This window comes from Ramlibacter humi (assembly GCF_004681975.1).
GTDB classification, from domain to species: domain Bacteria; phylum Pseudomonadota; class Gammaproteobacteria; order Burkholderiales; family Burkholderiaceae_C; genus Ramlibacter; species Ramlibacter humi.
Window position 1 is genome coordinate 1,162,144 of the sequence record NZ_SMLK01000001.1, and the last position, 24,720, is coordinate 1,186,863.

The window sequence follows — 24,720 nt, forward strand, 5'->3', positions numbered from 1 at the left end:
AGCTTCATGTGATTTTCAGCCAAAATGGCCACCGTGCTGATCCGCCCTTCCCTGCCCCAGCCGCTGGGTGACGCCGAGCTTTTCCGGCCCACGCCCGCGCGCCCTGTGCGCGTGCGCGCGCGGTCCATGCCGGCCGACACGCATTTCGATCCGCACCGGCACGCGTGGGCGCAGCTGGCGTACTGCGCCACCGGCGTGCTGCAGGTCACGTCCGAGCGCGGCGGCGGCGAGCGCGAGGAAGTGACGTACATCGTTCCGCCTTCGCGCGCGGTGTGGATCGCGCCCGGCGCGCGCCACGCGGTGCACGTGCTGGAGCGCGCCGAATTCCGCACGCTGTACCTGCACGCGTCCGTCACGCCGCCGGGCTGGACCGGGTGCCGCGTGCTGCGCGTCTCGCCGCTGCTGCGCGAGCTGGTCGTGGCGCTGGACGAACAGGACCTCACGCGGCATCGCGAGCAGCTGCTCAGCGGGCTGGTGCTGGAGGAACTGCGCCAGGCCGACCCGCAATCGCTGGGCGTCCCGCTGCCGGCGCCCGGCGGCGACAAGCGCCTGCGCGCGCTGTGCGAAGCGGTGCTGCGCTCGCCGGGCCAGCGCGCCAGCCTGGCGGAATGGGCCGCCGACGTCGGCGCCAGCGAGCGCACGATGGCCCGCCTGTTCCAGGCCGAGCTCGGCACCGGCTACCAGCAATGGCGGCAGCAGGCGGTCCTCGCGCACGCGTTGCCGTTGCTGGCGCGCGGCCTGGCCGTGCACCAGGTCGCGGCCGCCACCGGGTATGCCAGCGAGAGCGCCTTCAGCGCCATGTTCAAGGGCGCGATGGGGCAGCCGCCCCGCCATTTCCAGCCCCGTGCCGCGGCGTGAGGATGCGTCCTACATCACGGCTGGGCTTGCACTGACTGCTGAGCTCGTGCCGCCGCGCTTCAATGGACCTAGACAAGCAGAGGACCTGGACGTGAAGCCCCCGCAGCAAGGCACTGAATCGCAGGACGGCGCCGCCCGCGCACCGGGCGAACAGCCGCCCGGCCGCCGTTCGGGCGAAGGCGCGGCCAGCGCGCTGCGGCACGTGATCTCGCAGCACGAGGAACGGCAGCAGCGCGCCGAGACCGACGGCGAAGAGCCGGCCCACGAATGACACGAGGCGCATGGCCCGCAGCGCCGGCCTGCTGATGTACCGCCTGGGCCCGCGCGGGCCCGAGGTGCTGCTGGCGCATCCCGGCGGCCCGTTCTGGGCCCGCAAGGACGAAGGCGCGTGGACGCTGCCCAAGGGCGAGCTGACCGAGGGCGAAGACGCCCTGGCGGGCGCGCGCCGCGAGTTCGGGGAAGAGACCGGCCACTGCCCCTCAGGCCCCTTCGGCGACCTCGGCGAGGTGCGCATGAAAAGCGGCAAGCGCGTGCAGGCCTGGGCCTTCGCGGGCGACTTCGATCCCGCGCAGCTGCGCTCCAGCACTTTCGAGGTGGAATGGCCGCCGCGCTCCGGCCGCCTGCAGCAGTTCGCCGAGGTGGACCGCGTCGCCTGGTTCACGCTGGACGAAGCACGCCCCAAGCTGCTGCCCGCGCAGCAACCCTTCCTGGACCGCCTGGCGCAGGCGCTGCGCGAAGCCGGCTGAACGCGGTCAGGTGGAAGCGCGCGTGCGCGCCGCATCGCGCAGCAGCGGCTCCAGCTGCGCGAAGTCGATGGGCTTGGTCAGGTGGTGGTCGAAGCCGGCCGCCTGCGCGCGCTGGCGGTCGCCTTCCGCGCCCCATCCCGTGATGGCCACCAGCGGCGTGCGCGCGAAGCGCGGCACCTGGCGCAGCTGCATCGCCACCTCGTAGCCGCTGCGGCCCGGCAGCCCGATGTCCAGCAGGATGATGTCGGGCCCGAACGCCTGCGCTCCGTCCAGCACGTGGGTGCCTTCATGCAGCAGGCGCGTTTCGCAGCCCGCCATCTGCAGCACGGTGGCCAGCGTCTCGGCGGCGTCGATGTTGTCGTCCACCACCAGCACCTTCAGCCCCGCGGCTTGCGGCCCGCTTTCGGCCTGTTCGCGCGGCGGCTCCGCATGCGGCAGCGCCGGCAGGCAGGGCAGGCGCACGGTGAAGCGGCTGCCCTGCCCCGCGCCGGCGCTTTCGGCGACCACGGAGCCGCCGTGAAGCGTCACCAGGCTGCGCACGAGGTACAGGCCGATGCCCAGGCCGCCCTGCGCGCGGTCGATCGTGCTGCGCACCTGCGAGAACAGCGTGAAGATGGTCTCCAGCATGTCGGCGGCGATGCCTTCGCCGTTGTCCTCGACGTCCAGCACCACCCAGTCGCCTTCGCGCCGCACGCGCAGCGCGACCTGGCCGTCCGGCGGCGTGTACTTGGCCGCGTTGTTCAGCAGGTTGCCCAGCGCCTGCGCGATGCGCGTGGGGTCGCCCATCAGCTCGATGTCGTCCTCGGGCCAGTCCACCTGCAGCGAATGGCCGCCGGCCTGCATGGCGGGCCGGCTGATCTCCAGCGCGCTGTCCACCGCCGGCCGCAGCCGGATGCGAGAGACCTCCAGCCGGATCTTGCCGCTGCTGATGCGCGAGATGTCCAGCAGGTCGTCGATCAGCCGGATCATGTGCACCAGCTGCCGCTCCATGGTCTGGCGCGCGCGCTCGGACACCGGCCCGTTGGCCTTGTCCTTCTTCAGGATCTCCAGCCCGGTGCGGATGGGCGCCAACGGGTTGCGCAGCTCGTGCGCCAGCGTCGCGATGAATTCGTCCTTGGCCCGGTTGGCGTCCTGCAGCACCTGCTCGGCGTGCTTGCGCTCGGTGACCTCGACCACCGAACCGGCCATGCGGAACGGCTGCCCCGCGGGGTCCCACAGCGCCGCGCCGGCGACGAAGAACCAGCGCCAGCGGCCGGCGTTGTCCATCAGGCGGCACTCCACCTGGTAAGGCTGGCGGTCGCGCAGGTGGGCGCGCAGCGCCTGCGCCACCACCGGGCGGTCGTCCGCATGCAGCACCCTGGAGATGGAGTCGGGGCGGTCGGGGAACTCCTGGTCGGTGTAGCCCAGCAGCGCCTTGAAGCGCGGCGAATAGAACATCGTGCCCGCGGGCATGTCCCAATCCCACAGCCCCGCGGCCGAACCGCGCACCGCCAGCTGGTAGCGCGCCTCGCTGGCGCGCAGCGCCTGGTTGGCCGCTTCCAGCGTGCCCGCGCGGCGGCCCAGCTCGTCGAGCATGGCGTTGAACGCGTCCACCAGCTCGCCCACTTCGTCGTCGCTGGTACGCACCGCGCGCAGGTTGCCGGTCTCGCCGCGCAGCACCTGGCGCGCCACTTCGCGGATGGCCAGGATGGGCGCCACCAGCGTGCGCTGCAGGCGGTTGGACAGCAGCAGCGCCGCCACCAGGCTGCCGCCCAGCACCAGCGCCAGCAGGCCCAGGTACTCCAGCGTGCGGCGCACACGGTCGTGGCGCACTTCGAGCCAGATCGTTCCCACCCGTTCCCGGCCCGACATCACCGGCCGCCAGGCCACGGCCCAGTCGCCTTCCAGCGCCACGCCGGCACGCTGCGCGCGCGGCGGCACGGCCAAGGCGTCGGCTTCGTCGCGCCGGTAGATGGCGAAGACCTTGCCCGTGTCGTCGTACAGCGCCGCGGCCACCACGCTGCTGCGCGCGCGCAGCACGGCCAGGTTCTCGGCGGCGACGCGCGGGTCGGCGAAAGCCAGCGCCGGCGCGCTGGCCAGCGCGATGACGTCGGCCTGCGTGACGATGTCCTGCTCGGTGTCGACGAGGCCGCGCCGCAGGTCCACGGCGAGCAGCGCCAGGGCGGCCAGCAGCAGCGCGGCGACGGTGGTCGCCACCAGGATGACGTTGAGCTTGGTGCGGATGGAGCGGGCGCTGCGTATCACCGGGCACGGCCCTCCACGGTTTGCGCCACGGCCAGCAGGCGGGCCGAAAGGCGCAGGTTGCGCTGCTCCGCCGCGGGCAGCGACGCGGTGAAACGCACGCGCCCGCCGTCCGTCACGAAGTTGAGCACCGCGCCGCTGCGCAACGCATCGTCGCGCTCGGCCACCACGAGCACCGGCCCCGGCGCCGCCGCGGCCGCTTCGCGCAAGCGCCCCTCCCTGCTGCCGCCGACCATGAGCACGTGCGCACCGGCCAGCGGCTCGCCTTCGCGCACGCGCCGCACGGCCACGGGCCGGCCTTCCGCCGGGCGGCTGGCCACGATCTGCTCCAGGTCGGCAGCGATCGCTTCGCTGGCCAGCACCGCGATCACCAGCGGGTCGTCCGGCTTCGCGAAAGTGCCCGCGGGCCACTCGACGAACGCGCCGAACTTGTAGAGGAAAGCCGCCTTCACGGCGCTCTCGCGCGCGGCGCCCTGCGCCCATGCGGCGGGCCCCGCGCAGGCGGCTGCAAGCAGGACCAGCGTCCTGCGGCGGGTGGGCATCGGAACCGGGATCACAGCTGCCAGGATGCCTGCAGGTAGACGGTGCGGCGGATCTCGCTGCCGCCGGAGAACTCGACGTGGCGGCGGTCCAGCAGGTTGGTGCCGAGGATCGACAGCCTGAGCGCCGGCGACACCTGGTAGCCGAGGCGCGCATCGACGGAGGTGTAGCCCGCCACGCGCGGGTCGGTGAGCTCGCCCACGTGGCGCACCGTGATGTCGAATTCCGTGCGCGAGCCGATGTTGAGGCTGGAGCGCAGCGAGACCTGCGAGCGCGCGTCGTTGCCCAGGCCGGGGAACGAACGTGTCGCCGGGCTCAGGCCCCCGCTGAAGCGCAGGTTCTTGTGCAGGCCCAGGTAGCCGGCGGAAAGGCGCCATGCATCGTTGACCTGCCACTGGCCCCAGGCTTCCAGGCCGTCCACCGGGCCCTGCACCAGGTTCTCCACCGTCAGCGGCAGCGGCTGGCCGGGCACGCCCGCGCGCAAGCCGTGGAAGTCCTGCCGGAAGAGCGTCGCCGATGCGGTGACGCCCCCTCCCAATTGCGCGCGATGGCCGATCTCGAACACGTTCGCGGTTTCCGACTCGAAGTTCGGTCCGCCCGCGATGGCCAGTGTTCCACCCAAGGTGAAGAAGAAGTCGCGGTCGATGCGCGCCGGCGCGCGCACCACGCGCGACACCGCCGCCCAGGTGGTGGCCTGCGGCGAGTGCAGCCAGGCCACGCGCAGGCTGGGCAGGACCTCGGTGCCGGTGTACGAGTTGCGCTCCAGCTTCACGCCGGCCGTGGCCTGCAGCTTGTCCGCGAGCGGCCATTGGTACTGCGCGAAGACGTTGGTCCACGTGAGCGTGCGGCTCGCGGGCAGGAAGGCGACGATGGGCGTGGCCTGGTTGTCGTCGCGCGACTGCCGGTGGCCCACGCCCCACAGCAGCTGGCCGAACGCCAGCCTGGGATCGTGCGTGAACTGCAGGTCCACCGTGCGTGCGCTCGTGCGGAACACCAGCGGGTCATCGCGGTCGTACGAGTCCACATAAGCCTGCACCTGGTAGGGCGAGCCGCCCGCGGTTTCGCTGTCCCAGCGCGCCAGCAGGTTGTAGCCGCGCACGTTGGGCGCAAGGTTGCTGGCCGGGTCGGGGCCGCCTTCGTAGAAGTCGCCGTGCACGGTGAGGCTTTGGTTGCCGGCCGCCCAGTCGGAACGGAAGCCCGCCTGGTGGAGCTGCGAGCCGTCGGCCAGCGGCGCGCCCGAAGGCAGCTGCGTCGCGCCGCGGTCCACGGCCTGCGCATAGGCGCGCACGTTCGTGCGTTCACCCAGCCTTGTTCCCCAGCGCACGCTCTCGCGCCCGCCGTGCGCCGAGCGCGTCGCCGAAGCCAGCACGCCCTGCGTTTCGGCCGCGGGCCGCGTGACGATGTTGATCACGCCGTTGACCGCGTTGGCGCCCCACAGCGTGCCGCCGGGCCCGCTGATCACCTCGATGCGGTCGACGTCTTCCAGCACCACGTCGTTGGCGTCCCAGAACACGCCCGCGAACAGCGGCGAATAGATGGTGCGGCCGTCCACCAGCACCAGCAGCTTGTTGGAGATCGTGTCCTGGAAGCCGCGCGCGCTGATGGCCCACTGGCCGGCGCTGGTCTGCGCGACCTGCAGGTTGGGCGCCAGGCGCAAGGCCTCGGGCAGGCTGGTGGCCGCCGAGCGGCGGATGTCCTGCGCGGTGATCACGTACACCGAAGCGGCGGCCTGCTGCAGGCTTTGCGCGCGTCCCGAAACGGACGTGATCTCCAGGTTGCCCAGTTGCTCGAGCGTGAGGTCGGCCAGCTGGGTCGCAGTGGCGGTCTGTTGCGCCTGGGCGGCGCCCGCGGTCATCGCCGCGGCCAGCAGCGCCATTGCTGGTTTGCTTGTCATCGGTGCTCCCCCCGTCGGGAGCCGATGTTAGGAGCAGCTGGGCCGTCCGGCGGTCCAGCTGGGCAATTTGTCGGCGTTGTCCTACGTGCCGGCTCCCTGCGCCGCCGCGGCGTGGACGGCCTGCGCCTGCGCTGCGAGCATGCGGCCGGCCAGCGCTTCCTGCGCCTCCACGCGGTCCCACGCGGCGCGGAAGGCGGGCAAGGCTTCCTCCGTCGTCAGCCGCGAAGCGCCGCGGATGCGCTCCCAGTTGGCCCACAGCGAGCGCAGCGCGTCCTCGAAGCGGCCGCCGTACTGCGCGTAGCCGACGTAGCCCACGCAGTAGGCCGGCGCGTAATCCTCGTACTCGCGGCCCGCGCGGAAGTACGGCTCGCCGCGGAACGCGCGGCTCCAGTGCGAGTCCTGGCGCCGGGCGTCGAGCGCCAGCGAAGGGGCGGTGTCCGGCAATGCCATCGGCTTCTCCACGTGTTCGGGCGAGGCGAATGGTCGGGCCGGCGGGCACGCGGCCGCGTAGGACGCCGCCGCGCGAAGTGTTGTAAACGCGCCGCCCGCGGCGCTGCCTGAAGCGCGCGCAGCTTCGCGCGCGGCCGTGGCGAAGCTACACTTTCCGTAGCAGCCACACGCAACGCCAAGCCACCTTGCGACCGATGCGCTCCGACGTCCCGAACAGCCACTACGACACCCTCGGGGTGCCGCGCGACGCTGCCCCGCAAGAGCTGCGCCGCGCCTATCGCAAGGCCGCGCAGCAGAACCACCCCGACCGCCACGCCGGCGACGCGCTGGCCGAAGCCGCAATGGCGCGCATCAACGAGGCGTGGGCCGTGCTGTCGCATCCGCAGCGCCGCGAAAGCTACGACCAGTGGCTGCGCGCTCAGGAAGCCCGCCTGCGGGCCGACGCCGCCGCGCAAGCCGCCCAGCCCACCCGCTTCGAAGCCGGCTGGCCGTGGGGCCTGGTGGCAGCGACGATGGCGGTGGCGCTGGCCACGGTAGGGACGGTGGTCTATCGCACGTCGGTGTCGTCGACGGCGGCCGCCCAGCACCAGCTGGCCGCCAAGCCTTCGCGCTAGGCGCGCACGCCCTCAACCGAACAAACCGCGCGCCAGGTGGCGCGCGAAGCTTTCCGTCCACGCCACGCCTTCACTGGCTTCGTACTGCGCCGAAGCCCGCGGCGCCACCACGTGCACGCGGCGCCACGGCGAAGGATCGTTGGCGGCTTCGAAGACCTGCGCGCGGAACACGCGAGGGTCGCGCCCGCTGGCGCGAATGGCGGCCTCGAAAGCCTGCGCCTCGGCGGGCGCCATCAGGGTGCACTGGACGAGCATGAACCACCTGCCTTTCCGCCACCACAACGCGGCCGCGCGCGGGCTGGCGGACAGGGGTTCACCCCGATTCGTGACGCGGCGTATCAGGCGGCGGTGTCGACCACCAGCCGGCCGCGCACCTGCCCGGCCATCAGCCGCTGCGCCTGCTCAATGGCCGACGACAGCGGGATCTCGCTGGTGATCGCTTCCAGCTTGCGCACGTCGAGGTCGCGCGCGAGGCGCGCCCACGCCTGCTCGCGCAACGACATCGGCGCCATCACGCTGTCGACGCCCAGCAGGCTGATGCCGCGCAGGATGAAAGGCGCCACCGTCGCCGGCAGGTCCATGCCTTGCGCCAGGCCGCAGGCAGTCACGGCGCCGCCGTAACGTGTCTGGGCGCAAGCATTCGCCAGCGTGTGGCTGCCGACGGCGTCGACCACCGCCGCCCAGCGTTCCTTCTGCAGCGGTTTGCCCGGCGCGGAGAGTTCCGCGCGGTCGATGATGTCGGCCGCGCCCAAACCACGCAGGAATTCGTGCTCGGACGCTTTGCCGGTGGCGGCGACCACGCGATGACCCAGCGCGGACAACAAGGCCACCGCGATCGAACCCACGCCACCGGTCGCACCGGTCACCAGCACGTCGCCCTGCCCCGGCTTCAGCCCGTGCCGCTCCAGCGCCAGCACGCACAGCATCGCGGTGTAGCCCGCGGTGCCGATGGCCATGGCCTGCCGCGGCGAGAACGCGGGCGGCAGCCGCACCAGCCACTCGCCCTTCAGGCGCGCGCGCTGCGCGAGGCAGCCCTTGTGCGTCTCGCCGACGCCGAAACCGTTGAGCAGCACCACGTCACCGGCACGCCAGAGCGGCGAAGAGCTTTGCACCACGGCGCCCGCGCCGTCGATGCCTGCCACCATGGGCCAGCTGCGCACGATCGGCGAGCGATTGGTGATGGCGAGCGCGTCCTTGTAATTGAGCGTGGACCACGCGACCTCGATGGTGACGTCGCCCTCGGGCAGGAACGCGTCATCCACTTCGCGCACGGAAGCGGAGAACTCGCGTGCCTTGTCGAGCACCAGCGCGTTGAACATGGTGGGTACCTCCAGTCAGCCCGCGCAGGATAGCGGAGCCCCGGAGCCGGCGCAGCGCGGCCGTACGCCGCGCGCCTTACTTGGGATCGACGTCGCTGACGTCGGGCCGGTGGCCGCGGCGCGGCAGGCCCGAGGGCACGTACACGGGCGCGGGATGGCGGCGCGGCACGAAGCCGCCGCGGAAGAAACGCAGGTCCACGCGCGCGGGGCGGCCCGTCAAGCGCGCCCAGCCCGCGTGCAGCAACCAGGCCACCAGGCCCAGCGCGGCAGCAACGGCGAGGCTCGCGGCCATCACCAGGCCGGCGACGAAGGCGAACACGCGCAGCAGGAACACGAAGAGAGCGGACATGGCGGCTTCAGTGCAAGAGTGAAAGGCCAGTGTGAGGCCGTGAGCCACGAGGGGCAAGCGAGCGGGGCGAGAAACCTTTCGCAGCGTCGGCTACTCCGCGGCGCGGCAAATGAAAGGCCCCATGCCGGGGCGGCATGAGGCCTTTCATCGAAGCCGCTCGTGTCACGCGGTGGCCGTTTCCTTCGGCTGCTCGCGCGCGCCGAAGTGGAACACGCCGGGGTCGCGCACCGGGTCCACGTCGACCGGGATCACGCTCTTGGGCGGGAAGCGGCCCTCGAGGATCAGCCGCGAGAGCGGGTTCTCGATGCGCTGCTGGATCGCCCGCTTCAGCGGCCGCGCACCGAACACCGGGTCGAAGCCCACCTTGGCCAGTTCCTCCAGCGCCGGCGGCGACACCTGCAGCGTAAGGTCCATCTTGGCGAGCCGCTGCTCCAGCACCTTCAGCTGGATCTGCGCGATGCGCGCGATGTCCTGCGCGTCCAGGCCGTGGAACACCACCGTCTCGTCGATTCGGTTCAGGAACTCGGGGCGGAAGTGGTTCTTCAGCTCGTCCCATACCGCGTCCTTCACCTCTTCGTACGGCCGGCCGGCCATCGCCTGGATCATCGGCGAGCCGATGTTGCTGGTCATCACGATCACCGTGTTCTTAAAGTCCACGGTGCGGCCCTGGCCGTCGGTCAGGCGGCCATCGTCCAGCACCTGCAGCAGCACGTTGAACACGTCGTGGTGCGCCTTCTCCACCTCGTCGAGCAGGATCACGCTGTACGGCTTGCGGCGCACGGCTTCGGTGAGATAGCCGCCCTCCTCGTAGCCCACGTAACCCGGGGGCGCGCCGATCAGGCGGGCCACAGAGTGCTTTTCCATGAACTCGCTCATGTCGACGCGGATCAGGTGCTCCTCGCTGTCGAACAGGAAGTTCGCCAGCGCCTTGCACAGCTCCGTCTTGCCCACGCCGGTGGGGCCGAGGAACAGGAACGAACCCGTGGGCCGGTTGGGGTCCGACAGGCCCGAGCGCGAGCGGCGGATGGCGTTGGCCACCGCGCTGATCGCCTCGTCCTGGCCCACCACGCGCTGGTGCAGCCTGTCTTCCATCTGCAGCAGCTTCTCGCGCTCGCCCTGCATCAGCTTGGACACCGGGATGCCGGTGGCACGCGCCACCACTTCGGCGATCTCCTCGGCGCCCACCTGCGTGCGCAGCAGCTGCGGCTTGCCGGCCTTGGCCTTGCCGTTCTCGGCGTCCTGCGCCTCCTTCAGCTTGCGCTCCAGCTCCGGCAGCTTGCCGTACTGCAGCTCGGCGACCTTGTTGAAGTCGGCCTTGCGCTTGAACTCCTCGATCTGGAAGCGGACCTTGTCGATCTCTTCCTTCACCTGCGCGCTGCCCTGGGCCTGCGCCTTCTCGGCCTTCCAGATGTCTTCCAGGTCGGCGATCTGCTTCTGCAGGGACGTGATCTCGCCTTCGATGAGCGACAGGCGCTTCTGCGAAGCTTCGTCCTTCTCCTTCTTCACCGCCTCGCGCTCGATCTGCAGCTGGATCAGCCGCCGGTCGAGGCGGTCGATGGCCTCGGGCTTGGAGTCGATCTCGATCTTGATCTTGGACGCGGCCTCGTCGATCAGGTCGATGGCCTTGTCGGGCAGGAAGCGGTCGGTGATGTAGCGGTGCGAGAGTTCGGCCGCGGCCACGATGGCAGGGTCGGTGATCTCCACGCCGTGGTGCACCTCGTACTTCTCCTGCAGCCCGCGCAGGATGGCGATGGTGGCTTCCACGCTGGGCTCGCCCACCAGGATCTTCTGGAAGCGGCGCTCCAGCGCGGCGTCCTTCTCGATGTACTTGCGGTATTCGTCCAGCGTCGTCGCGCCCACGCAGTGCAGTTCGCCGCGCGCCAGCGCCGGCTTGAGCATGTTGCCCGCGTCCATCGCGCCTTCGGCCTTGCCCGCGCCCACCATGGTGTGCAGTTCGTCGATGAAGACGATGGTGCGGCCCTCGTCCTTGGCCAGCTCGTTCAGCACGTTCTTCAGGCGCTCCTCGAACTCGCCGCGGTACTTCGCGCCGGCCAGCAGCGCCGCCATGTCCAGCGACAGCACGCGCTTGTTCTTCAGCGTCTCGGGCACTTCGCCCGCGACGATGCGCTGCGCCAGGCCTTCGACGATGGCGGTCTTGCCGACGCCCGGTTCGCCGATCAGCACCGGGTTGTTCTTGGTGCGGCGCTGCAGCACCTGGATGGCGCGGCGGATCTCCTCGTCGCGGCCGATCACGGGGTCCAGCTTGCCGATGCGTGCGCGCTCGGTGAGGTCGATGGTGTATTTCTTCAGCACGCCGCGCTGGCCTTCCGCTTCGGCGCTGTCCACCTTCTGGCCGCCGCGCACGGCGTCGATGGCGGATTCCAGCGACTTGCGCGTGAGGCCGTTCTCGCGCGCGATGCGGCCGATGTCGGCCTTGCTGTCGGCGATGGCCAGCAGGAACATCTCGCTGGCGATGTATTCGTCGCCGCGCTTGAGCGCTTCCTTCTCGGCCGCCTGCAGCGTGGTGACGAGGTCGCGGCCGGCCTGCACCTGTTCCTGCCCTTGCACCTGCGGGCGTTTGTGCATCGCGCCTTCGGCGGCGGCCAGCAGGCCGGGCACGTTGACGCCGGCGCGCTGCAGCAGCGCGCGCGGGCCGTCTTCCTGCCGCAGCATGGCCACCAGCAGGTGTTCCGGTTCGATGTAGGCGTGGTCGTTGGCCAGCGCCAGGCTCTGGGCTTCGCCCAGGGCTTCCTGGAACTTGGTCGTGAGCTTGTCGAGTCTCATGTTCTGGTCGTTCTCCGAATGCCAAGCATGTCAGGCTTGCCCACAGGTTTTCAAGTGTCGCAGCCCAGCGGCTGCACCCGGATGGGCTGACTAAAATCAACCCCCATGCAGATCCACCAGTTGTCGGTGAACTACCAGGCCGAGCAGGACCGCGTCCTGCTGAAGGTCAACAGCACCAGCGGCGAGGAGATGCGCATGTGGCTCACCCGCCGCCTGATGTCGGGCCTGTGGCCGCTGCTCACCAAGCTGAACACCGACCAGCTGATCCGCATGGAAGCCGCCGGCAGCGTCCTGGCTTCCGCCGACGACGAACTCAAGAAGATGGTGACCGAGTTCCGCAAGGAGGAGTTCCTGCAGGGCGCCGACTTCGAGACGCCGTACGAGGAGAAGCCCACCCTGCCGCTGGGCAACGAGCCGCTGCTGGTGACCGACGTGGACGCCACGCCGCTGGGCAGCGGCCGCCTGCGCCTGGCTTTCAACGAGCGCGCTTCGGTCAGCGGCGGCGACAAGCCGCGCGGCTTCCAGCTGGAGCTGGACCCCAAGCTGACGCAGGGCCTGATGCACCTGCTGGACCAGGCGCTGGCGCGTTCGCAGTGGCGCGACAACTTCGCGGCGCCGCCCACGGCCGCGGAACCTGCCGAGCCCGGCACGGGCGACGGCGGCGACCGCCCCCGCTACCTCAACTGAATCAACCCGCCTTGACGCCGCCCCCGGTTTCCAGCGCGAAGCCGGCGACGCGCTTGTAGTCGTCGGAGATGCGCTTCAGCTCGTCGGCGCTCACCAGCTGGTCGATGCTGCCCGCGAAGGGCCGCCCTCCGCTCAGCTCATCGGCCCGCATGATGATGGCGTCCGGCGGCACCGTGCGGTTGGCCTGCACGATCTTCGCGGTGGCGGGCACCCGCTGCTGCTCGTAGCGCGCCAGCGCCTGCACCGGGTCGCCGCCGGCCGCGAGCTCCGCCGCCAGCACGCGCGCGTCGATCAACGCCTGCGCCGAACCGTTGGAGCCGCGCGGGTACATGGGGTGCGCGGCGTCGCCCAGCAGCGTGACGCGGCCGAAAGTCCAGCGGTCGACCGGATCGCGGTCCACCATCGGGTACTCGAAGATCTGCGCCGCGCCGCGGATGAGGCCGGGCACGTCCAGCCAATCGAAGCGCCAGTCCTGGAACAGCGGCAGCAGGTCTTCCGGCCGGCCGGGCTTGTTCCAGTCGTTCATCGGCGAGCCGGGCCGGCGGATCTCGGCCACCCAGTTCACCAGCTGGCGGCCCTGCCCGTCCACGTTGTCGACGATGGGGTAGATGACCATCTTGCCGGTGTCGATGGAGCCGATGCGCAGGTAGCTCTTGCCGGTGAGGATGGGCTCGTGCACGGTGACGCCGCGCCAGGTGTTGATGCCGGCGAAGGCCAGCTGCTCGCGCGGATAGAACTCGCGCCGCACGGCGGAATTGACGCCGTCGCAGGCCACCAGCAGGTCGGCGCGCGCGGCGGGCCGCGGCGCCCCGGTGCTGGCCTGCAGCCGCAGCGTGACGCCGGCGGTGTCCTGCTCCACGCCGGCGCAGCGGTGGTCGAGGTGCAGCGCGCCCGGCCCCAGCCTCTCGAGCACGGCTTCGTACAGGATGCGGTGCAGCTTTCCGCGGTGCAGGCCGATTTCGGGCAGCGCATAGCCGCCGTGGCGGCCGCGCGGCTCGCGGTAGACGAACTGGCCCCAGCGGTTGAAGAACACGCTCTCGAGGTTCTCGATGCCCTCGGCTTCGGCCTGCTTGTCCAGGCCCAGCGCGGCGAGTTCGCGCATGGCGTGCGGCAGCAGCGTGATGCCGACGCCGATCTCGCGCACCTGGGGCACGGTCTCGTAGACATCGCAAGCGATGCCGTGGCGGTGCAGGGACAGCGCGAGCGCGAGCCCGCCGATGCCGCCGCCGACGATGGCGATGCGCATCCGTTTATTCCGCGGTGATGCCCTGGGCCCGGATCAGCTCGGCCCAGCGGTTGGCGTCCGTCTCCACCAGGCGGCGGAACTCCTCGGGCGTGCTGCTGGCGGGGTCCATGCCCTGCGTCTCGAACGCGGTGCGCACCTCGGGCATCGCGAGGATGTCCTTCAGCTCGCGGTTGAGACGCGCGACGAAGTCGGCCGGCGTGCCGGGCGGCGCAAAGACGCCGTACCACATGTCCACGTTCACCTTGCCCGCGTGCGCCTCTTCCAGCGTGGGCACCTGCGGCACCAGCGGGTGGCGCTTGTCGCTGCCGATGCCCAGCGCCACGAGGCGGCCCGAGCGGATGTGCGGCAGCGCCACGTGGATGGGGAGGAAACCGAGTTCGATCTGGCCGCCCAGCAGGTCCGTCACCGCCGGCGCGGTGCCGCGGTACGGGATGTGCGTGAGGAAGATGCCGTTGGCGGCCTTGAACAATTCCATCGACAGGTGGTGAGGCGTGCCGACGCCTGGGCTGGCGTAGTTGATGCGGCCCGGCCGCGCCTTCGCGGCCTTGATCAAGTCACCCGCGGTGCGCCAACCCGAGCTCGGGTTGGTCACCAGGAGCAGCTGTCCCCAGCTGGTGAGCGACACCGGCACCAGGTCCTTCACCGGGTCGAACGGCAGCTTGGGGTACAGCGCGCGGTTCATCACCAGCGTGTTCACGCTGACCAGCAGCGTGCCGCCGTTGGGCGCGGAGCGCACCACGGCTTCGGTGCCGATGTTGCCCGACGCGCCCGCGCGGTTGTCCACCACCACCGGCCGCCCCAGCCTCTCCGACAGCTTCGGGCCGATGGTGCGGGCGATCAGGTCGATGCCGGTGCCGGGCGTGAACGGCACGATCAGGCGCAGGGACTGGCCGCTGCCGGCAGCCGGCTGGGCGCCCGCGCTCACGGTCATGCCGGCCAGGGCCAGCCCGAGGACGGTACGTCGGCGCATGGCATCTCCACCGATGGATTGCGTTTGCATGCTAACCATTATGGACGCCGGGGCGGCGAGGCACAATCCACGCATTCCCTAGCCGAGTTCCTTCCGCCTTGCCGACCTCCAAGAACCCCGCCACGCTCTCGCGCCTGTATGCCCGCCCCGGTTTCCTGCTGCGCCGTGCGCACCAGATCTCCGCCGCGGTGTTCGAGGACGAATGCCGGGGCCAGCAGCTCACGCCCGCGCAGTTTGGCGTGCTGACGGTGCTGCGCGCGCACCCGCGGCTGGGCCAGTCCACGCTGGCGCGCGCGCTGGGCTTCGACAAGGTGACGGTGCTCCGCGTGCTGCGCGGCCTGGAAGCCCGCGGCCTGGTGGCGCGCGAGTCGGCCGAAGGCAAGCGCAACGTCTCGGTGCTGCTCACGCCCGAAGGCGAGCGCGTGCTGGCCGAAGCGCAGAAGCCGGCGGAGAAGGCTTACCGCCGGCTGATGGCGCCACTGGACCGGGAGCAGCAGGAACAGCTGATCGAGCTGCTGCAACTGCTGACCGGCGAACTGGAAGACGACGCCCGCGCGGCTTTCGTTCCGCCCGCGCGCTGAGCCGCCGGCCTAGCCGGCGTTGCCCGCGCGGATGCCCCAGCGCGCCAGGGCCTCGTCGTCGGCCACTCGCGCATCCACCCACTTCTCGCCCTGCGGCGTGCGCTCCTTCTTCCAGAACGGCGCCTGCGTCTTCAGGTAGTCCATCAGGAACTCGCAGGCCTGGAAGCTCTGGCCGCGGTGGGCCGAGGTGACGGCGGCGAACACGATCTGATCGCCGGGCGCGAGCAGTCCGACCCGGTGCACCACGCGGGCGGCATGGATGTCGAAGCGGCGCTGCGCCTCGTCGATCATCGCCTCGATGGCTTTCTCGGTCATGCCGGGGTAGTGCTCCAGCTCCAGCGACAGCACCTCGGGCGAACCGTCGGGATGCTTCTGCCGCACGGTGCCGACGAAGCTGCACACCGCGCCCACGCGCAGGTCGGCGCGGCGCAGCTCGGCGAGCTCGGCGGAAACGTCGAAATCGGCGGCCTGGATGGAGACGCGCGCCGCGGCCATGTCAGCCCCCGGTGACGGGCGGAAAGAACGCCACTTCGCAGCCCTCTCGCAGCGGCTGGTCGCCGGCTTCGGCCATCACCTGGTCCAGCGCCATGCGCACGGCCTTGTCGCCCAGGGCCTGGGCATACGGCTCGCCGAGCGAGCGCAGTTCGCTGCGCAGCGCTTCGAGCGTGGCAGCGCCGGTGTCGCGCTCTTCCGAGCCGCGGCCCATGGCTTCGCGCACCGAGGCGAAGTAACGCAGGCGGACCTTCATGCGACCAGCTCCGCCAGCGGCAGGAAGCGCACGCGGTCGCCGCGCGCGAACGTCTTGCCCGCCGGGATGTCGGCCAGGCCGTCGCACCAAGCCATGGAGGTGAGCACGCCCGAACTCTGGTTGGGGAACAGCGCCAGCCCGCCTTCGGCATCGCGCCGCACGCGGATGAATTCGCGGCGCTTGTCGGCCTTCGGCCAATCGAAGTGCACCGGCAGCCATTGCTCCGGCGGCTGCACGCGCGAAGCGCCCTGCAGCTTCAGCAGGAACGGGCGCACCAGCAGCACGAAGGTGACGAAGCTGGACACGGGATTGCCCGGCAGGCCGATGAAATGCGATTCACCGATGCGGCCGTACGCGAACGGCTTGCCCGGCTTCATGCCGATCTGCCACAGGTCCAGCGAGCCCAGCTGCTGCACGGCCGGCTTGACGTGGTCTTCCTCGCCCACCGACACGCCGCCGCTGGTGAGGATCAGGTCGTGGTGTTTCGAGGCTTCGCGCAGCGCTTCCAGAGTGGCTTCGCGGCGATCGGGCACGATGCCCAGATCGCCCACCTCGCAGCCCAGGCGCGCGAGCAGCTGGCGCAGGAAGAAACGGTTGGAGTTGTAGATGGCGCCGGGACGCATCTGTTCCGGCGGCACGGTGCCGGGCATGACCAGCTCGTCGCCCGTGGAGAACAGCGCCACGCGCGGGCGCGCGGCGACACGCAGGCGATCACGGCCTATGCCGGCCGCGAGACCGCAACTCGCCGGGTCCAGACGCTGGCCCGCACGGAGGATGACCGAGCCACGCGTGACGTCCTCGCCGCTGCGGCGGATCCACTGCCCTTCGGCGGGCACGGCGCGGATGCGCACGGCGCTGTCGCCCACCGCTTCCGTGTCTTCCTGCATGACGATGGCGTCGGCGCCTTCGGGCACCGGCGCGCCGGTGAAGATGCGCGCCACGGTGCCGGGCAGCAGCGGCTGCGCGGCCTGGCCCGCGGGAATGCGCTGGCTGACCGGCAGTACCACGCCTTCTTCCGCGATCTCGCCGCGGCGCACGGCGTAGCCGTCCATCGAGCTGTTGTCCTGCGGCGGCACCTGCAGCGCGGACACCAGGTCTTCGGCCAGCACGCGGCCATCGGCGTCGAAAGTCGCGACTTCTTCCGTGCGTCCAAGCGCGTGCGCATGGCCGAGCAGGTCGGCCAGCGCGTCGTCCAGGGAGCGCAGCGGCGCTCGCGCGTTCATGTGTATCTCTCGGCGATGTAGTCGAAGCGGTCGCCATTGTCGACCAGCCACTGCGCCACCGCATCGGGATCATTGAGTGGAAGCAAGGGCCGCAGGGTCGTTTCGGGCAACCGGCCGGGCGAGTCGGTGGCGATGGCCACCACGAAGTCGTCCACGGGGTAGCGCGCCGGTTGGGCGCTGTCGGCTCGCCACACCTCGACCTTGGGCAGGTTGCTTTCCTTGAAGCCCTCGACGATGACCCAGTCGACACCGTCGTACAGCTCGGCGATCAGCTGGTGCACGCTGAGCTGGGCATCGCGCTCGAACTCGCGCATCAGCGCCAGCCGGCGGTTGGAAGCGACGACCACCTCGAACGCGCCGGCCTCGCGGTGGCGGAAGGTGTCCTTGCCGGGATGGTCGATGTCGAAGCTGTGGTGCGCGTGCTTGACCACGGAGACGCGCAGGCCGCGCAGCCGCAGCGCCGGGATGACGCGCTCCATCAGCGTGGTCTTGCCCGAGCCGGAGTAGCCGGCGAATGCGACGACCTTCATGGCGGGCTCAGGCGCAATGCTGTTCGATGTACGCCTTCACGCGCTGCACGTCGGGCGGCAGCACGGTGACGCGCCGCGGCAGCTTCTCGATGCCGTCGAACTTCGCGGGCCGCTCGGGTTCGCGGCCCAGCGCCTCGACGATGGCGGCGGCGAACTTCACCGGCAGCGCCGTCTCCAGCACGATCATCGGCACGCCGGCTTTCGCGTGCTGCCGCGCGACCTTCAGGCCGTCGGCGGTGTGCGTGTCCACCATCGCCGAATGGCGCTGCCAGGTGTCGCGGATGGTGGCCAGGCGGTCGGCATGCGTGCTCTTGCCGCTGGCGAAGCCGAAGCGCCGGCGCGCCTGCGCGAACGCGGGGTCGCTGCCCAGGTCGAAGCGGCCGGCCTTGGCGAGCTCTTCGCCGAACAGCGAGCGCGTGCGCGCGCCATCGCGGCCGAGCAGGTCGAAGACGAAGCGCTCGAAGTTGCTGGCCTTGCTGATGTCCATCGACGGGCTGGACGTCTCGTGGGTGTCTGCGCCCGTCCGAACGCGGTACACGCCGGTGCGGAAGAACTCGTCGAGCACGTCGTTCTCGTTGGTGGCCAGCACCAGCGTCTCGATGGGCAGGCCCATCATGCGGGCCACGTGGCCGGCGCAGATGTTGCCGAAGTTGCCCGAGGGCACGGCGAAGCTCACCTTCTGGCCCGGTTCCGCCGTGGCCTGGAACCAGCCGGCGAAGTAGTAGACGACCTGCGCGACCAGGCGGGCCCAATTGATGGAGTTCACGGTGCCGATGCGCAGGCGGCGCTTGAAGTCCAGGTCGTTGCTGACCGCCTTGACGATGTCCTGGCAGTCGTCGAACACGCCCTCGATGGCGAGGTTGTGGATGTTGGGGTCCTGCAGGCTGAACATCTGAGCCTGCTGGAACGGGCTCATGCGGCCGTGCGGCGACGTCATGAAGACGCGGATGCCCTGCTTGCCGCGCATGGCGTACTCGGCCGCGCTGCCGGTGTCGCCGGAGGTGGCGCCCAGGATGTTCAGCTGCTCGCCGCGGCGGCCCAGCTCGTACTCGAACAGGTTGCCCAGCAGCTGCATGGCCATGTCCTTGAAGGCCAGCGTGGGGCCGTTGGACAGCGCTTCGAGGTACAGCCCGGATTCCAGCTGCTTCAGCGGCACGATCTCCTTCGTGCCGAACACTTGCGCCGTGTACGTCTTCGCGCAGATGGCGCGCAGGTCGGCCGCGGGGATGTCGTCGATGTACAGCGAGAGGATCTCGAACGCCAGCTCGTGGTAAGGCAGGCCGCGCCATTTCTGCAGCGTGGCGGCATCCACCCGCGGATAGCTCTCGGGCAGGTACAGGCCGCCGTCGGGCGCCAGGCCTTCGAGCAGGATTTCGCAGAAGCGCTTGCGGTCCGGGTGGCCGCGCGTGGAGAGGTACAGCATGGGCGCCAACTCAGGCCGTCAGGCCAGTTCTTCCTTGCGGATGCGCACGATGGGCGCCAGCACGGTGGGCAGCGCCTGCATGCGGCCGATGACCTCGTTCATTGTGCCTTCGCGCACGTTGTGCGTGAGGATGATCAGGTCGGTCTGCCGCTCGCCTTCGCCCGCTTCGCGCTGCAGCACGGCGTCGATGGACACACCTGCGTCGGCACACAGGCCGGTGACCTTGGCCAGCACCCCGGCTTCGTCGGCCACGCGCAGGCGCAGGTAGTAGCTGGTGACCACCTCGTCCATGGGCAGCACGGCTTCGCTGCTCATCTGGTCGGGCTGGAAAGCCAGGTGCGGCACGCGGTGCGCGGCGTCGGCCGTGTGCAGCCGCGTGATGTCCACCAGGTCGGCGATGACGGCGCTGGCGGTGGGCTCGCTGCCCGCGCCCTTGCCGTAGTGCAGCGTGGTGCCGACGGCGTCGCCCTGCACCACCACCGCGTTCATCGCGCCTTCGACGTTGGCGATGAGGCGCCTGGCGGGCACCAGGCTGGGGTGCACGCGCAGCTCGATGCCCTTGGTGGCGCGCTTGGTGATGCCCAGCAGCTTGATGCGGTAGCCCAGCTGCTCGGCGTAGCGGATGTCCTGCGCGGCCAGCTTGGTGATGCCCTCGACGTAGGCCTTGTCGAACTGCACCGGGATGCCGAACGCGATGGCGCTCATGATGGTCGCCTTGTGGGCCGCGTCCACGCCTTCGATGTCGAAGGTCGGGTCGGCTTCGGCGTAGCCCAGGCGCTGCGCTTCCTTGAGCACCACGTCGAAGTCCAGGCCCTTGTCGCGCATCTCGGACAGGATGAAGTTCGTCGTGCCGTTGATGATGCCGGCGATCCACTCGATGCGGTTGGCGGTCAGGCCTTCGCGCAGGGACTTGATGATGGGGATGCCGCCCGCGACGGCGGCCTCGAAGGCCACCATCACGCCGCGCTGGTGCGCGGCCGCGAAGATCTCGGTGCCATGCACGGCCAGCAGCGCCTTGTTGGCGGTGACCACGTGCTTGCCCGCCGCGATGGCGGCCAGCATCAGCTCGCGCGCGATACCGTAGCCGCCGATCAGCTCGACGACGATGTCGATGTCAGGATTGGCGATGACTTCGCGCGCGTCCTTCACCACCTTCACGCCGCTGCCCACGACGGACTGCGCGCGCGCGGTGTCGAGGTCCGCGACCATGCCGATCTCGATGCCGCGCCCGGCGCGGCGCTGGATTTCCTCTTGGTTGCGGCGCAGGACGTTGAAGACGCCGCTGCCGACCGTGCCGATGCCGAGCAGGCCGACCTGGATGGGTTTCATGAGGTATGTCGCTTGCGATAGGAGTCGAGAAACTTCGCGATGCGGTTGATCGCCTCGCGAAGGTCGTCCTCGTGGGGGAGGAACACGATGCGGAAGTGCTGGTTGTCCGGGTAGTTGAAGCCCGAGCCCTGCACCAGCATCACGCGGGTTTCCTGCAGCACTTCGAGGAAGAACTGGCGGTCGTCCGCGATCGGGTAGACCTTGGGGTCCAGCCGGGGAAACATGTAGAGCGCGGCCTGCGGCTTCACGCAGGTGACGCCGGGGATGGCGGTGATCAGCTCGTACGCCAGGTCGCGCTGGCGGCGCAGGCGCCCGCCGGGGGCGATCAGCTCGTTGATGCTCTGGTAGCCGCCCAGCGCGGTCTGCACGGCGTACTGGCCGGGCACGTTGGCGCACAGGCGCATGTTCGAGAGCATGGTCAGGCCCTCTATGTAGTCGGTGGCCTGGCGCTTGTCGCCCGACACCACCATCCAGCCGGCGCGGTAGCCGCAGCTGCGGTAGCTCTTGGACAGCGAGTTGAACGTCAGCGTCAGCACGTCCTCGGACAGGCTGGCGATGGCCGTGTGCTTCACGTCGTCGTACAGGACCTTGTCGTACACCTCGTCGGCCAGGATCACGAGGCCGTGCTCGCGCGCGATGGCGACGATCTGCTTCAGCGTCTCGGTCGGGTACAGCGCGCCGGTCGGGTTGTTCGGGTTGATGACGACGATGCCCTTGGTGCGCGGCGTGATCTTGCCGCGCAGGTCGGCCAGGTCGGGCTGCCAGTCGCGCGCCTCGTCGCAACGGTAGTGCACCGGCGTGCCGCCCGAGAGCGACGTGGCCGCGGTCCACAGCGGGTAGTCGGGCGAAGGCAGCAGCAGTTCGTCGCCGTCGTCCAGCAGCGCGTTGGTGGCCATGGCGATCAGTTCGCTGGCGCCGTTGCCCAGGTACACGTCGTCCAGCGTGACGCCCTTGATGCCCTGCTGTTGCGTGTAGTGCATCACCGCCTTGCGGGCGGCGAAGATGCCCTTGCTGTCCGTGTAGCCCGCCGAGTTGGGCAGGTTGCGGATCATGTCCTGCTGGATCTCTTCGGGGGCGTCGAAGCCGAACACGGCGAGGTTGCCGATGTTCAGCTTGATGATCTTGTGCCCCTCCTCTTCCATCTGGCGGGCCGCGTCCATGATGGGACCGCGGATGTCGTACAGCACGTTGGCCAGCTTGGCGGATTTGCGGACGGTCTTCAAAACCCCTCCTCGGGATGGCACCCCAGCGGCGTTGTCAAGGGTGAAAACCTATAATTTGACCACACTCGGTTGGGCTCGCCGCCCTGCCGCAACGCCCAGGCTTCCTTCGAAATCCAGCATGAAACTGCAGCCGGACCGCTTCGACGTCCAGGCCATCACCGGCTACGGCCCGGGGTGGGTGGGCGTGGGCACAGAGCGCATCACGCACAGCGTGGTGATCAGCTCGCAAGGTGAGCGGTTCGACTGGGAACTGCCGAGCTACGAGGCATTGGGCCCGCAGCATTTCGAGCGCCTGGCGAAGCTGGACGCCGAGGTGGTGATCTTCGGCAGCGGCGGCCGCATCCGCTTCCCGAAGGCGGCCTGGCTGCGGCCGCTGGTGCAGGCGCGCATCGGTGTCGAGACCATGGACACGGCGGCGGCTTGCCGCACGTACAACGTGCTCGCGCAGGAAGGCCGCCGGGTGGCCGCGGCGCTGCTGCTGGAACAGCCTGGCTGAGCGGCGCCCTCGTGGGGCGAATCAGGTAAAATCTCGGGTTGCGACTGGCCCGCGCAGCCCCCGGGCATTCCTGTCACACGAGTACAAAATCCATGGCGATCGTTGTCAACAAGCCCCTCCCCGAATTTGAAGCGAACGCCACGGGCGGCATCAAGGTCAGCAATACATCGCACCTGGGCCAGGTCGTGGTGCTGTACTTCTATCCCAAGGACAACACGCCCGGCTGCACGACCGAGGCCATGCAGTTCCGCGACAAGTACAAGGACTTCGTGAAGGCCGGCGCCACCGTGTTCGGCGTCTCGCGCGACAACATGAAGTCGCACGAGGACTTCAAAGCCAAGCTGGAGCTGCCCTTCGAGCTGATCGCCGACACCGAAGAGAAGATGTGCCACATGTTCGGCGTGGTCAAGAACAAGATCATGTACGGCAAGAAGGTCAAGGGCATCGAGCGCAGCACCTTCCTGGTGGGCGCCGACGGCATCCTCAAGCAGGAGTGGCGCGGCCTGAAGGTGCCCGGTCACGTCGACGAGGTGCTCAAGGCCGTGAAGCTGCTGAAGAAGGCCGCCTGAACTGTCGGTGACGTCTGGCAACAACACGCGGCGGCCGGTCATGGTCGCGCCGGGGCCGATGTGCATAATGGCCTCATGCAGTTGATTCCGGCGCTTCGCGTCGACACCGCATCCCCAGAGAAAGCCGCCGGGCTCGCCAGGCGGCTTTTTCGTTTCATGGTCCTTCGTTCCGGGAATTTCCTCGCCTATGCCGCTGCCTCCCGCCCCCTCCAAACGCGCCGCCCTGCTCCCGCCCGAGGCCTACGACGCCCCGGCCCGGTCCTCGCACAAGTCGGCCCGAAAATCGGAGGCCCACGGCGCCGACCATCCGGTCGCTGAGCACCCGCAGGTCGAGGACTTCGACCCGCGAAGCGGTGGTGGCGAGCGCGAGGCGTTCCACCCGGCCGCGTTCCAGGAAGAAGCCGCCGAGGTGCAGGAGCGCCCCGCCGCGAAGCGCCGCCCGGCCCCCGAGCCCGCGCGCAAGAAGGCCAGGCCGTCCGGCCCGTCCAAGCTGTTCGTGCTGGACACCAACGTGCTGATGCACGACCCGATGTGCCTGTTCCGCTTCGAGGAACACGACATCTTCCTGCCGATGATCGTGCTGGAGGAGCTGGACGGCCACAAGAGGGGCACGACCGAAGTTGCGCGCAACGCCCGCCAGGCCAGCCGCTCGCTGGACGCGCTGGCCGGCGCGCAGGGCGCCGACATCAGCGCGGGGCTGAAGCTCAATTCCACCGGCCATCCCGAGGCCGGCGGTAACCTGTTCTTCCAGACGCAGGCCCTGGCCAACCACCTGCCCATCAGCCTGCCGCAAGGCAAGGCCGACAACCAGATTCTGGGCGTGGTGCAGGCGCTGGGCGAGATGCACAAGCCGCGCGAGGTCGTGCTGGTGTCCAAGGACATCAACATGCGCGTGAAGGCGCGCGCGCTGGGCCTGGCGACCGAGGACTACCGCAACGACAAGACGCTGGACGACCTGGAGCTGATGTACTCCGGCGCGCTCGCGCTGCCGGCGGACTTCTGGGCCAAGCACGGCAAGACGGTGGAAAGCTGGCAAAGCGGCCAGAGCACCTTCTACCGCGTCACCGGGCCCATCGTTCCCAGCCTGCACATCAACCAGTTCGTCTACTTCGAGGCGCCCGGCGAGCCCAGCCTGTATGCCCGCGTCACCGAGATCCGCGGCAAGACCGCGGTGCTGAAGACGCTGAAGGACTACGGCCACCTGAAGAACGCCGTCTGGGGCGTCACCACGCGCAACCGCGAGCAGAACTTCGCGATGAACCTGCTGATGGACCCCGAGGTGGACTTCGTCACCCTCACGGGCACGGCGGGCACCGGCAAGACGCTGATGGCGCTGGCCGCGGGGCTGACGCAGGTGCTGGACGAGCGCCGCTATACCGAGATCATCATGACCCGAGCCACGGTGAGCGTGGGCGAGGACATCGGCTTCCTGCCGGGCACGGAAGAAGAAAAGATGGGCCCCTGGATGGGCGCGCTGGACGACAACCTGGAGGTGCTGGCCAAGACCGACACCGGCGCCGGCGAGTGGGGCCGCGCAGCCACCAACGAGCTGATCAGGAGCCGCATCAAGATCAAGAGCATGAACTTCATGCGTGGCCGCACGTTCCTCAACAAGTACGTGATCCTCGACGAGGCGCAGAACCTCACGCCCAAGCAGATGAAGACGCTGATCACGCGCGCGGGCCCGGGCACCAAGATCATCTGCATGGGCAACCTGGCGCAGATCGACACGCCCTACCTCACCGAAGGCTCCTCGGGCCTGACCTTCGCGGTCGACAAGTTCAAGGGCTGGCCGCACAGCGGCCACATCACGCTGGCGCGCGGCGAGCGCTCGCGCCTGGCCGACTTCGCCAGCGAAGTGCTCTAGCGACACCGTTGCGTTCGGTTGCGCCCGCCGCCC

The 24,720-nt window shown here is 69.9% G+C and carries 26 protein-coding genes; 9 read left to right on the plus strand and 17 right to left on the minus strand.

The window, feature by feature from the left end; translation table 11 throughout:
• Positions 1–24: 24 nt before the first annotated feature.
• The 3 genes from EZ216_RS05365 to EZ216_RS05375 all read left to right on the plus strand — a co-directional run bounded on the left by EZ216_RS05365 (position 25) and on the right by EZ216_RS05375 (position 1,604).
• The gene (locus tag EZ216_RS05365; RefSeq protein WP_135248522.1) at positions 25–858 is read left to right on the plus strand and encodes an AraC family transcriptional regulator; all 834 of its coding nucleotides are present in this window, start codon (positions 25–27) and stop codon (positions 856–858) included.
• 91 nt (positions 859–949) lie between these two features.
• Positions 950–1,129 (plus strand): hypothetical protein, encoded by a 180-nt coding sequence (locus EZ216_RS05370; RefSeq protein WP_135248523.1) that lies wholly within the window; start codon positions 950–952, stop codon positions 1,127–1,129.
• A 10-nt stretch (positions 1,130–1,139) separates the two neighbouring features.
• The gene (locus tag EZ216_RS05375; RefSeq protein ID WP_135248524.1) at positions 1,140–1,604 is read left to right on the plus strand and encodes an NUDIX hydrolase; all 465 of its coding nucleotides are present in this window, start codon (positions 1,140–1,142) and stop codon (positions 1,602–1,604) included.
• Between the two features lie 6 nt (positions 1,605–1,610).
• Here EZ216_RS05375 and EZ216_RS05380 read toward each other — a convergent pair whose 3' ends face one another.
• From EZ216_RS05380 to EZ216_RS05395, 4 genes are all read right to left on the minus strand, one after another.
• A complete protein-coding gene (locus EZ216_RS05380) occupies positions 1,611–3,848 on the minus strand; it encodes a sensor histidine kinase, YfiR-like protein-associated (protein ID WP_135248525.1) in 2,238 nt (745 codons plus the stop codon).
• A complete protein-coding gene (locus tag EZ216_RS21280; RefSeq protein WP_167772833.1) occupies positions 3,845–4,387 on the minus strand; it encodes a TOL_0243 family YfiR-like periplasmic protein in 543 nt (180 codons plus the stop codon). The genes EZ216_RS05380 and EZ216_RS21280 overlap by 4 nt, the downstream gene beginning before the upstream one ends.
• An 11-nt stretch (positions 4,388–4,398) precedes the next feature.
• Positions 4,399–6,279 (minus strand): TOL_0244 family TonB-dependent receptor, encoded by a 1,881-nt coding sequence (locus EZ216_RS05390; RefSeq protein ID WP_135248526.1) that lies wholly within the window; start codon positions 6,277–6,279, stop codon positions 4,399–4,401.
• A gap of 81 nt (positions 6,280–6,360) precedes the next feature.
• The gene (locus tag EZ216_RS05395) at positions 6,361–6,729 is read right to left on the minus strand and encodes a hypothetical protein (protein WP_135248527.1); all 369 of its coding nucleotides are present in this window, start codon (positions 6,727–6,729) and stop codon (positions 6,361–6,363) included.
• A 194-nt stretch (positions 6,730–6,923) separates the two neighbouring features.
• Here EZ216_RS05395 and EZ216_RS05400 point away from each other — a divergent pair, with 194 nt between their 5' ends.
• The gene (locus EZ216_RS05400) at positions 6,924–7,343 is read left to right on the plus strand and encodes a J domain-containing protein (protein WP_135248529.1); all 420 of its coding nucleotides are present in this window, start codon (positions 6,924–6,926) and stop codon (positions 7,341–7,343) included.
• A gap of 12 nt (positions 7,344–7,355) precedes the next feature.
• Here the strand turns inward: EZ216_RS05400 and EZ216_RS05405 are convergent, their stop codons facing one another.
• From EZ216_RS05405 to clpB, 4 genes are all read right to left on the minus strand, one after another.
• Complete coding sequence (locus tag EZ216_RS05405) at positions 7,356–7,598, minus strand: hypothetical protein (RefSeq protein WP_135248531.1); 243 nt, start codon at positions 7,596–7,598, stop codon at positions 7,356–7,358.
• Between the two features lie 83 nt (positions 7,599–7,681).
• Positions 7,682–8,662, minus strand: coding sequence for an acrylyl-CoA reductase (NADPH) (acuI, locus tag EZ216_RS05410; protein ID WP_135248533.1), 981 nt, complete (start codon positions 8,660–8,662; stop codon positions 7,682–7,684).
• 76 nt (positions 8,663–8,738) lie between these two features.
• Positions 8,739–9,011 carry a hypothetical protein gene (locus tag EZ216_RS05415; RefSeq protein ID WP_135248535.1) on the minus strand — a complete coding sequence of 91 codons (273 nt, stop codon included), beginning with the start codon at positions 9,009–9,011 and terminating at the stop codon, positions 8,739–8,741.
• A 162-nt stretch (positions 9,012–9,173) separates the two neighbouring features.
• Positions 9,174–11,795: an ATP-dependent chaperone ClpB gene (gene clpB, locus EZ216_RS05420; protein ID WP_135248536.1), complete on the minus strand. Its 2,622-nt coding sequence runs from the start codon at positions 11,793–11,795 to the stop codon at positions 9,174–9,176.
• A 105-nt stretch (positions 11,796–11,900) separates the two neighbouring features.
• Here clpB and EZ216_RS05425 point away from each other — a divergent pair, with 105 nt between their 5' ends.
• Positions 11,901–12,482, plus strand: coding sequence for a hypothetical protein (locus tag EZ216_RS05425; protein ID WP_135248538.1), 582 nt, complete (start codon positions 11,901–11,903; stop codon positions 12,480–12,482).
• A gap of 1 nt (position 12,483) precedes the next feature.
• Here EZ216_RS05425 and EZ216_RS05430 read toward each other — a convergent pair whose 3' ends face one another.
• The gene (locus tag EZ216_RS05430; RefSeq protein WP_135248540.1) at positions 12,484–13,728 is read right to left on the minus strand and encodes a flavin-dependent oxidoreductase; all 1,245 of its coding nucleotides are present in this window, start codon (positions 13,726–13,728) and stop codon (positions 12,484–12,486) included.
• A 4-nt stretch (positions 13,729–13,732) separates the two neighbouring features.
• Positions 13,733–14,698 carry a Bug family tripartite tricarboxylate transporter substrate binding protein gene (locus EZ216_RS05435; RefSeq protein WP_135248542.1) on the minus strand — a complete coding sequence of 322 codons (966 nt, stop codon included), beginning with the start codon at positions 14,696–14,698 and terminating at the stop codon, positions 13,733–13,735.
• Positions 14,699–14,796: 98 nt separating this feature from the next.
• Between EZ216_RS05435 and EZ216_RS05440 the strand changes: the two genes are divergently transcribed.
• Positions 14,797–15,279, plus strand: a complete 483-nt coding sequence (locus EZ216_RS05440; protein ID WP_239024274.1) for a MarR family winged helix-turn-helix transcriptional regulator — start codon at positions 14,797–14,799, stop codon at positions 15,277–15,279.
• A 9-nt stretch (positions 15,280–15,288) separates the two neighbouring features.
• On the opposite strand, the gene EZ216_RS05445 is transcribed toward EZ216_RS05440, so the two are convergent.
• From EZ216_RS05445 to EZ216_RS05475, 7 genes are read right to left on the minus strand one after another with little or no spacing between them, the layout of a single operon-like run.
• Positions 15,289–15,774 carry a molybdenum cofactor biosynthesis protein MoaE gene (locus tag EZ216_RS05445; protein WP_135248546.1) on the minus strand — a complete coding sequence of 162 codons (486 nt, stop codon included), beginning with the start codon at positions 15,772–15,774 and terminating at the stop codon, positions 15,289–15,291.
• A 1-nt stretch (position 15,775) separates the two neighbouring features.
• On the minus strand, positions 15,776–16,027 hold the full coding sequence (locus EZ216_RS05450; protein ID WP_135248548.1) for a MoaD/ThiS family protein: 252 nt from the start codon (positions 16,025–16,027) through the stop codon (positions 15,776–15,778).
• A complete protein-coding gene (locus tag EZ216_RS05455) occupies positions 16,024–17,250 on the minus strand; it encodes a molybdopterin molybdotransferase MoeA (protein ID WP_135248550.1) in 1,227 nt (408 codons plus the stop codon). Before EZ216_RS05455 ends, EZ216_RS05450 begins: the two co-directional genes overlap by 4 nt.
• Entirely contained in the window at positions 17,247–17,780 is a 534-nt protein-coding gene (mobB, locus tag EZ216_RS05460) for a molybdopterin-guanine dinucleotide biosynthesis protein B (RefSeq protein WP_135248552.1), read from the minus strand. Before mobB ends, EZ216_RS05455 begins: the two co-directional genes overlap by 4 nt.
• 7 nt (positions 17,781–17,787) lie before the next feature.
• The gene (gene thrC, locus EZ216_RS05465; protein WP_135248554.1) at positions 17,788–19,203 is read right to left on the minus strand and encodes a threonine synthase; all 1,416 of its coding nucleotides are present in this window, start codon (positions 19,201–19,203) and stop codon (positions 17,788–17,790) included.
• Positions 19,204–19,221: 18 nt separating this feature from the next.
• Positions 19,222–20,532 (minus strand): homoserine dehydrogenase, encoded by a 1,311-nt coding sequence (locus EZ216_RS05470; RefSeq protein ID WP_135248556.1) that lies wholly within the window; start codon positions 20,530–20,532, stop codon positions 19,222–19,224.
• On the minus strand, positions 20,529–21,755 hold the full coding sequence (locus EZ216_RS05475) for a pyridoxal phosphate-dependent aminotransferase (RefSeq protein ID WP_135248558.1): 1,227 nt from the start codon (positions 21,753–21,755) through the stop codon (positions 20,529–20,531). The genes EZ216_RS05470 and EZ216_RS05475 overlap by 4 nt, the downstream gene beginning before the upstream one ends.
• A 118-nt stretch (positions 21,756–21,873) precedes the next feature.
• On the opposite strand from EZ216_RS05475, the gene EZ216_RS05480 reads away from it, so the two are divergent.
• The 3 genes from EZ216_RS05480 to EZ216_RS05490 all read left to right on the plus strand — a co-directional run bounded on the left by EZ216_RS05480 (position 21,874) and on the right by EZ216_RS05490 (position 24,687).
• The gene (locus tag EZ216_RS05480) at positions 21,874–22,251 is read left to right on the plus strand and encodes an Mth938-like domain-containing protein (protein ID WP_135248560.1); all 378 of its coding nucleotides are present in this window, start codon (positions 21,874–21,876) and stop codon (positions 22,249–22,251) included.
• A gap of 92 nt (positions 22,252–22,343) precedes the next feature.
• Complete coding sequence (locus EZ216_RS05485; RefSeq protein WP_135248562.1) at positions 22,344–22,820, plus strand: peroxiredoxin; 477 nt, start codon at positions 22,344–22,346, stop codon at positions 22,818–22,820.
• Positions 22,821–23,007: 187 nt separating this feature from the next.
• A complete protein-coding gene (locus EZ216_RS05490; RefSeq protein WP_135248564.1) occupies positions 23,008–24,687 on the plus strand; it encodes a PhoH family protein in 1,680 nt (559 codons plus the stop codon).
• The last annotated feature ends 33 nt before the right edge of the window (positions 24,688–24,720 follow it).

Bases quoted from the DNA above. Each gene is read 5' to 3' on its own strand.
- EZ216_RS05470 (WP_135248556.1), bottom strand. From the start codon at position 20,532: ATGAAACCCATCCAGGTCGGCCTGCTCGGCATCGGCACGGTCGGCAGC.
- EZ216_RS05395 (WP_135248527.1), bottom strand. From the start codon at position 6,729: ATGGCATTGCCGGACACCGCCCCTTCGCTGGCGCTCGACGCCCGGCGC.
- EZ216_RS21280 (WP_167772833.1), bottom strand. From the start codon at position 4,387: ATGCCCACCCGCCGCAGGACGCTGGTCCTGCTTGCAGCCGCCTGCGCG.
- EZ216_RS05400 (WP_135248529.1), top strand. From the start codon at position 6,924: ATGCGCTCCGACGTCCCGAACAGCCACTACGACACCCTCGGGGTGCCG.
- EZ216_RS05455 (WP_135248550.1), bottom strand. From the start codon at position 17,250: ATGAACGCGCGAGCGCCGCTGCGCTCCCTGGACGACGCGCTGGCCGAC.
- EZ216_RS05435 (WP_135248542.1), bottom strand. From the start codon at position 14,698: ATGCGCCGACGTACCGTCCTCGGGCTGGCCCTGGCCGGCATGACCGTG.
- EZ216_RS05490 (WP_135248564.1), top strand. From the start codon at position 23,008: ATGCCGCTGCCTCCCGCCCCCTCCAAACGCGCCGCCCTGCTCCCGCCC.
- EZ216_RS05390 (WP_135248526.1), bottom strand. From the start codon at position 6,279: ATGACAAGCAAACCAGCAATGGCGCTGCTGGCCGCGGCGATGACCGCG.
- clpB (WP_135248536.1), bottom strand. From the start codon at position 11,795: ATGAGACTCGACAAGCTCACGACCAAGTTCCAGGAAGCCCTGGGCGAA.
- EZ216_RS05430 (WP_135248540.1), bottom strand. From the start codon at position 13,728: ATGCGCATCGCCATCGTCGGCGGCGGCATCGGCGGGCTCGCGCTCGCG.
- EZ216_RS05485 (WP_135248562.1), top strand. From the start codon at position 22,344: ATGGCGATCGTTGTCAACAAGCCCCTCCCCGAATTTGAAGCGAACGCC.
- EZ216_RS05450 (WP_135248548.1), bottom strand. From the start codon at position 16,027: ATGAAGGTCCGCCTGCGTTACTTCGCCTCGGTGCGCGAAGCCATGGGC.
- EZ216_RS05480 (WP_135248560.1), top strand. From the start codon at position 21,874: ATGAAACTGCAGCCGGACCGCTTCGACGTCCAGGCCATCACCGGCTAC.
- thrC (WP_135248554.1), bottom strand. From the start codon at position 19,203: ATGCTGTACCTCTCCACGCGCGGCCACCCGGACCGCAAGCGCTTCTGC.
- EZ216_RS05445 (WP_135248546.1), bottom strand. From the start codon at position 15,774: ATGGCCGCGGCGCGCGTCTCCATCCAGGCCGCCGATTTCGACGTTTCC.
- acuI (WP_135248533.1), bottom strand. From the start codon at position 8,662: ATGTTCAACGCGCTGGTGCTCGACAAGGCACGCGAGTTCTCCGCTTCC.
- EZ216_RS05415 (WP_135248535.1), bottom strand. From the start codon at position 9,011: ATGTCCGCTCTCTTCGTGTTCCTGCTGCGCGTGTTCGCCTTCGTCGCC.
- EZ216_RS05425 (WP_135248538.1), top strand. From the start codon at position 11,901: ATGCAGATCCACCAGTTGTCGGTGAACTACCAGGCCGAGCAGGACCGC.
- EZ216_RS05375 (WP_135248524.1), top strand. From the start codon at position 1,140: ATGGCCCGCAGCGCCGGCCTGCTGATGTACCGCCTGGGCCCGCGCGGG.
- mobB (WP_135248552.1), bottom strand. From the start codon at position 17,780: ATGAAGGTCGTCGCATTCGCCGGCTACTCCGGCTCGGGCAAGACCACG.
- EZ216_RS05365 (WP_135248522.1), top strand. From the start codon at position 25: ATGGCCACCGTGCTGATCCGCCCTTCCCTGCCCCAGCCGCTGGGTGAC.
- EZ216_RS05405 (WP_135248531.1), bottom strand. From the start codon at position 7,598: ATGCTCGTCCAGTGCACCCTGATGGCGCCCGCCGAGGCGCAGGCTTTC.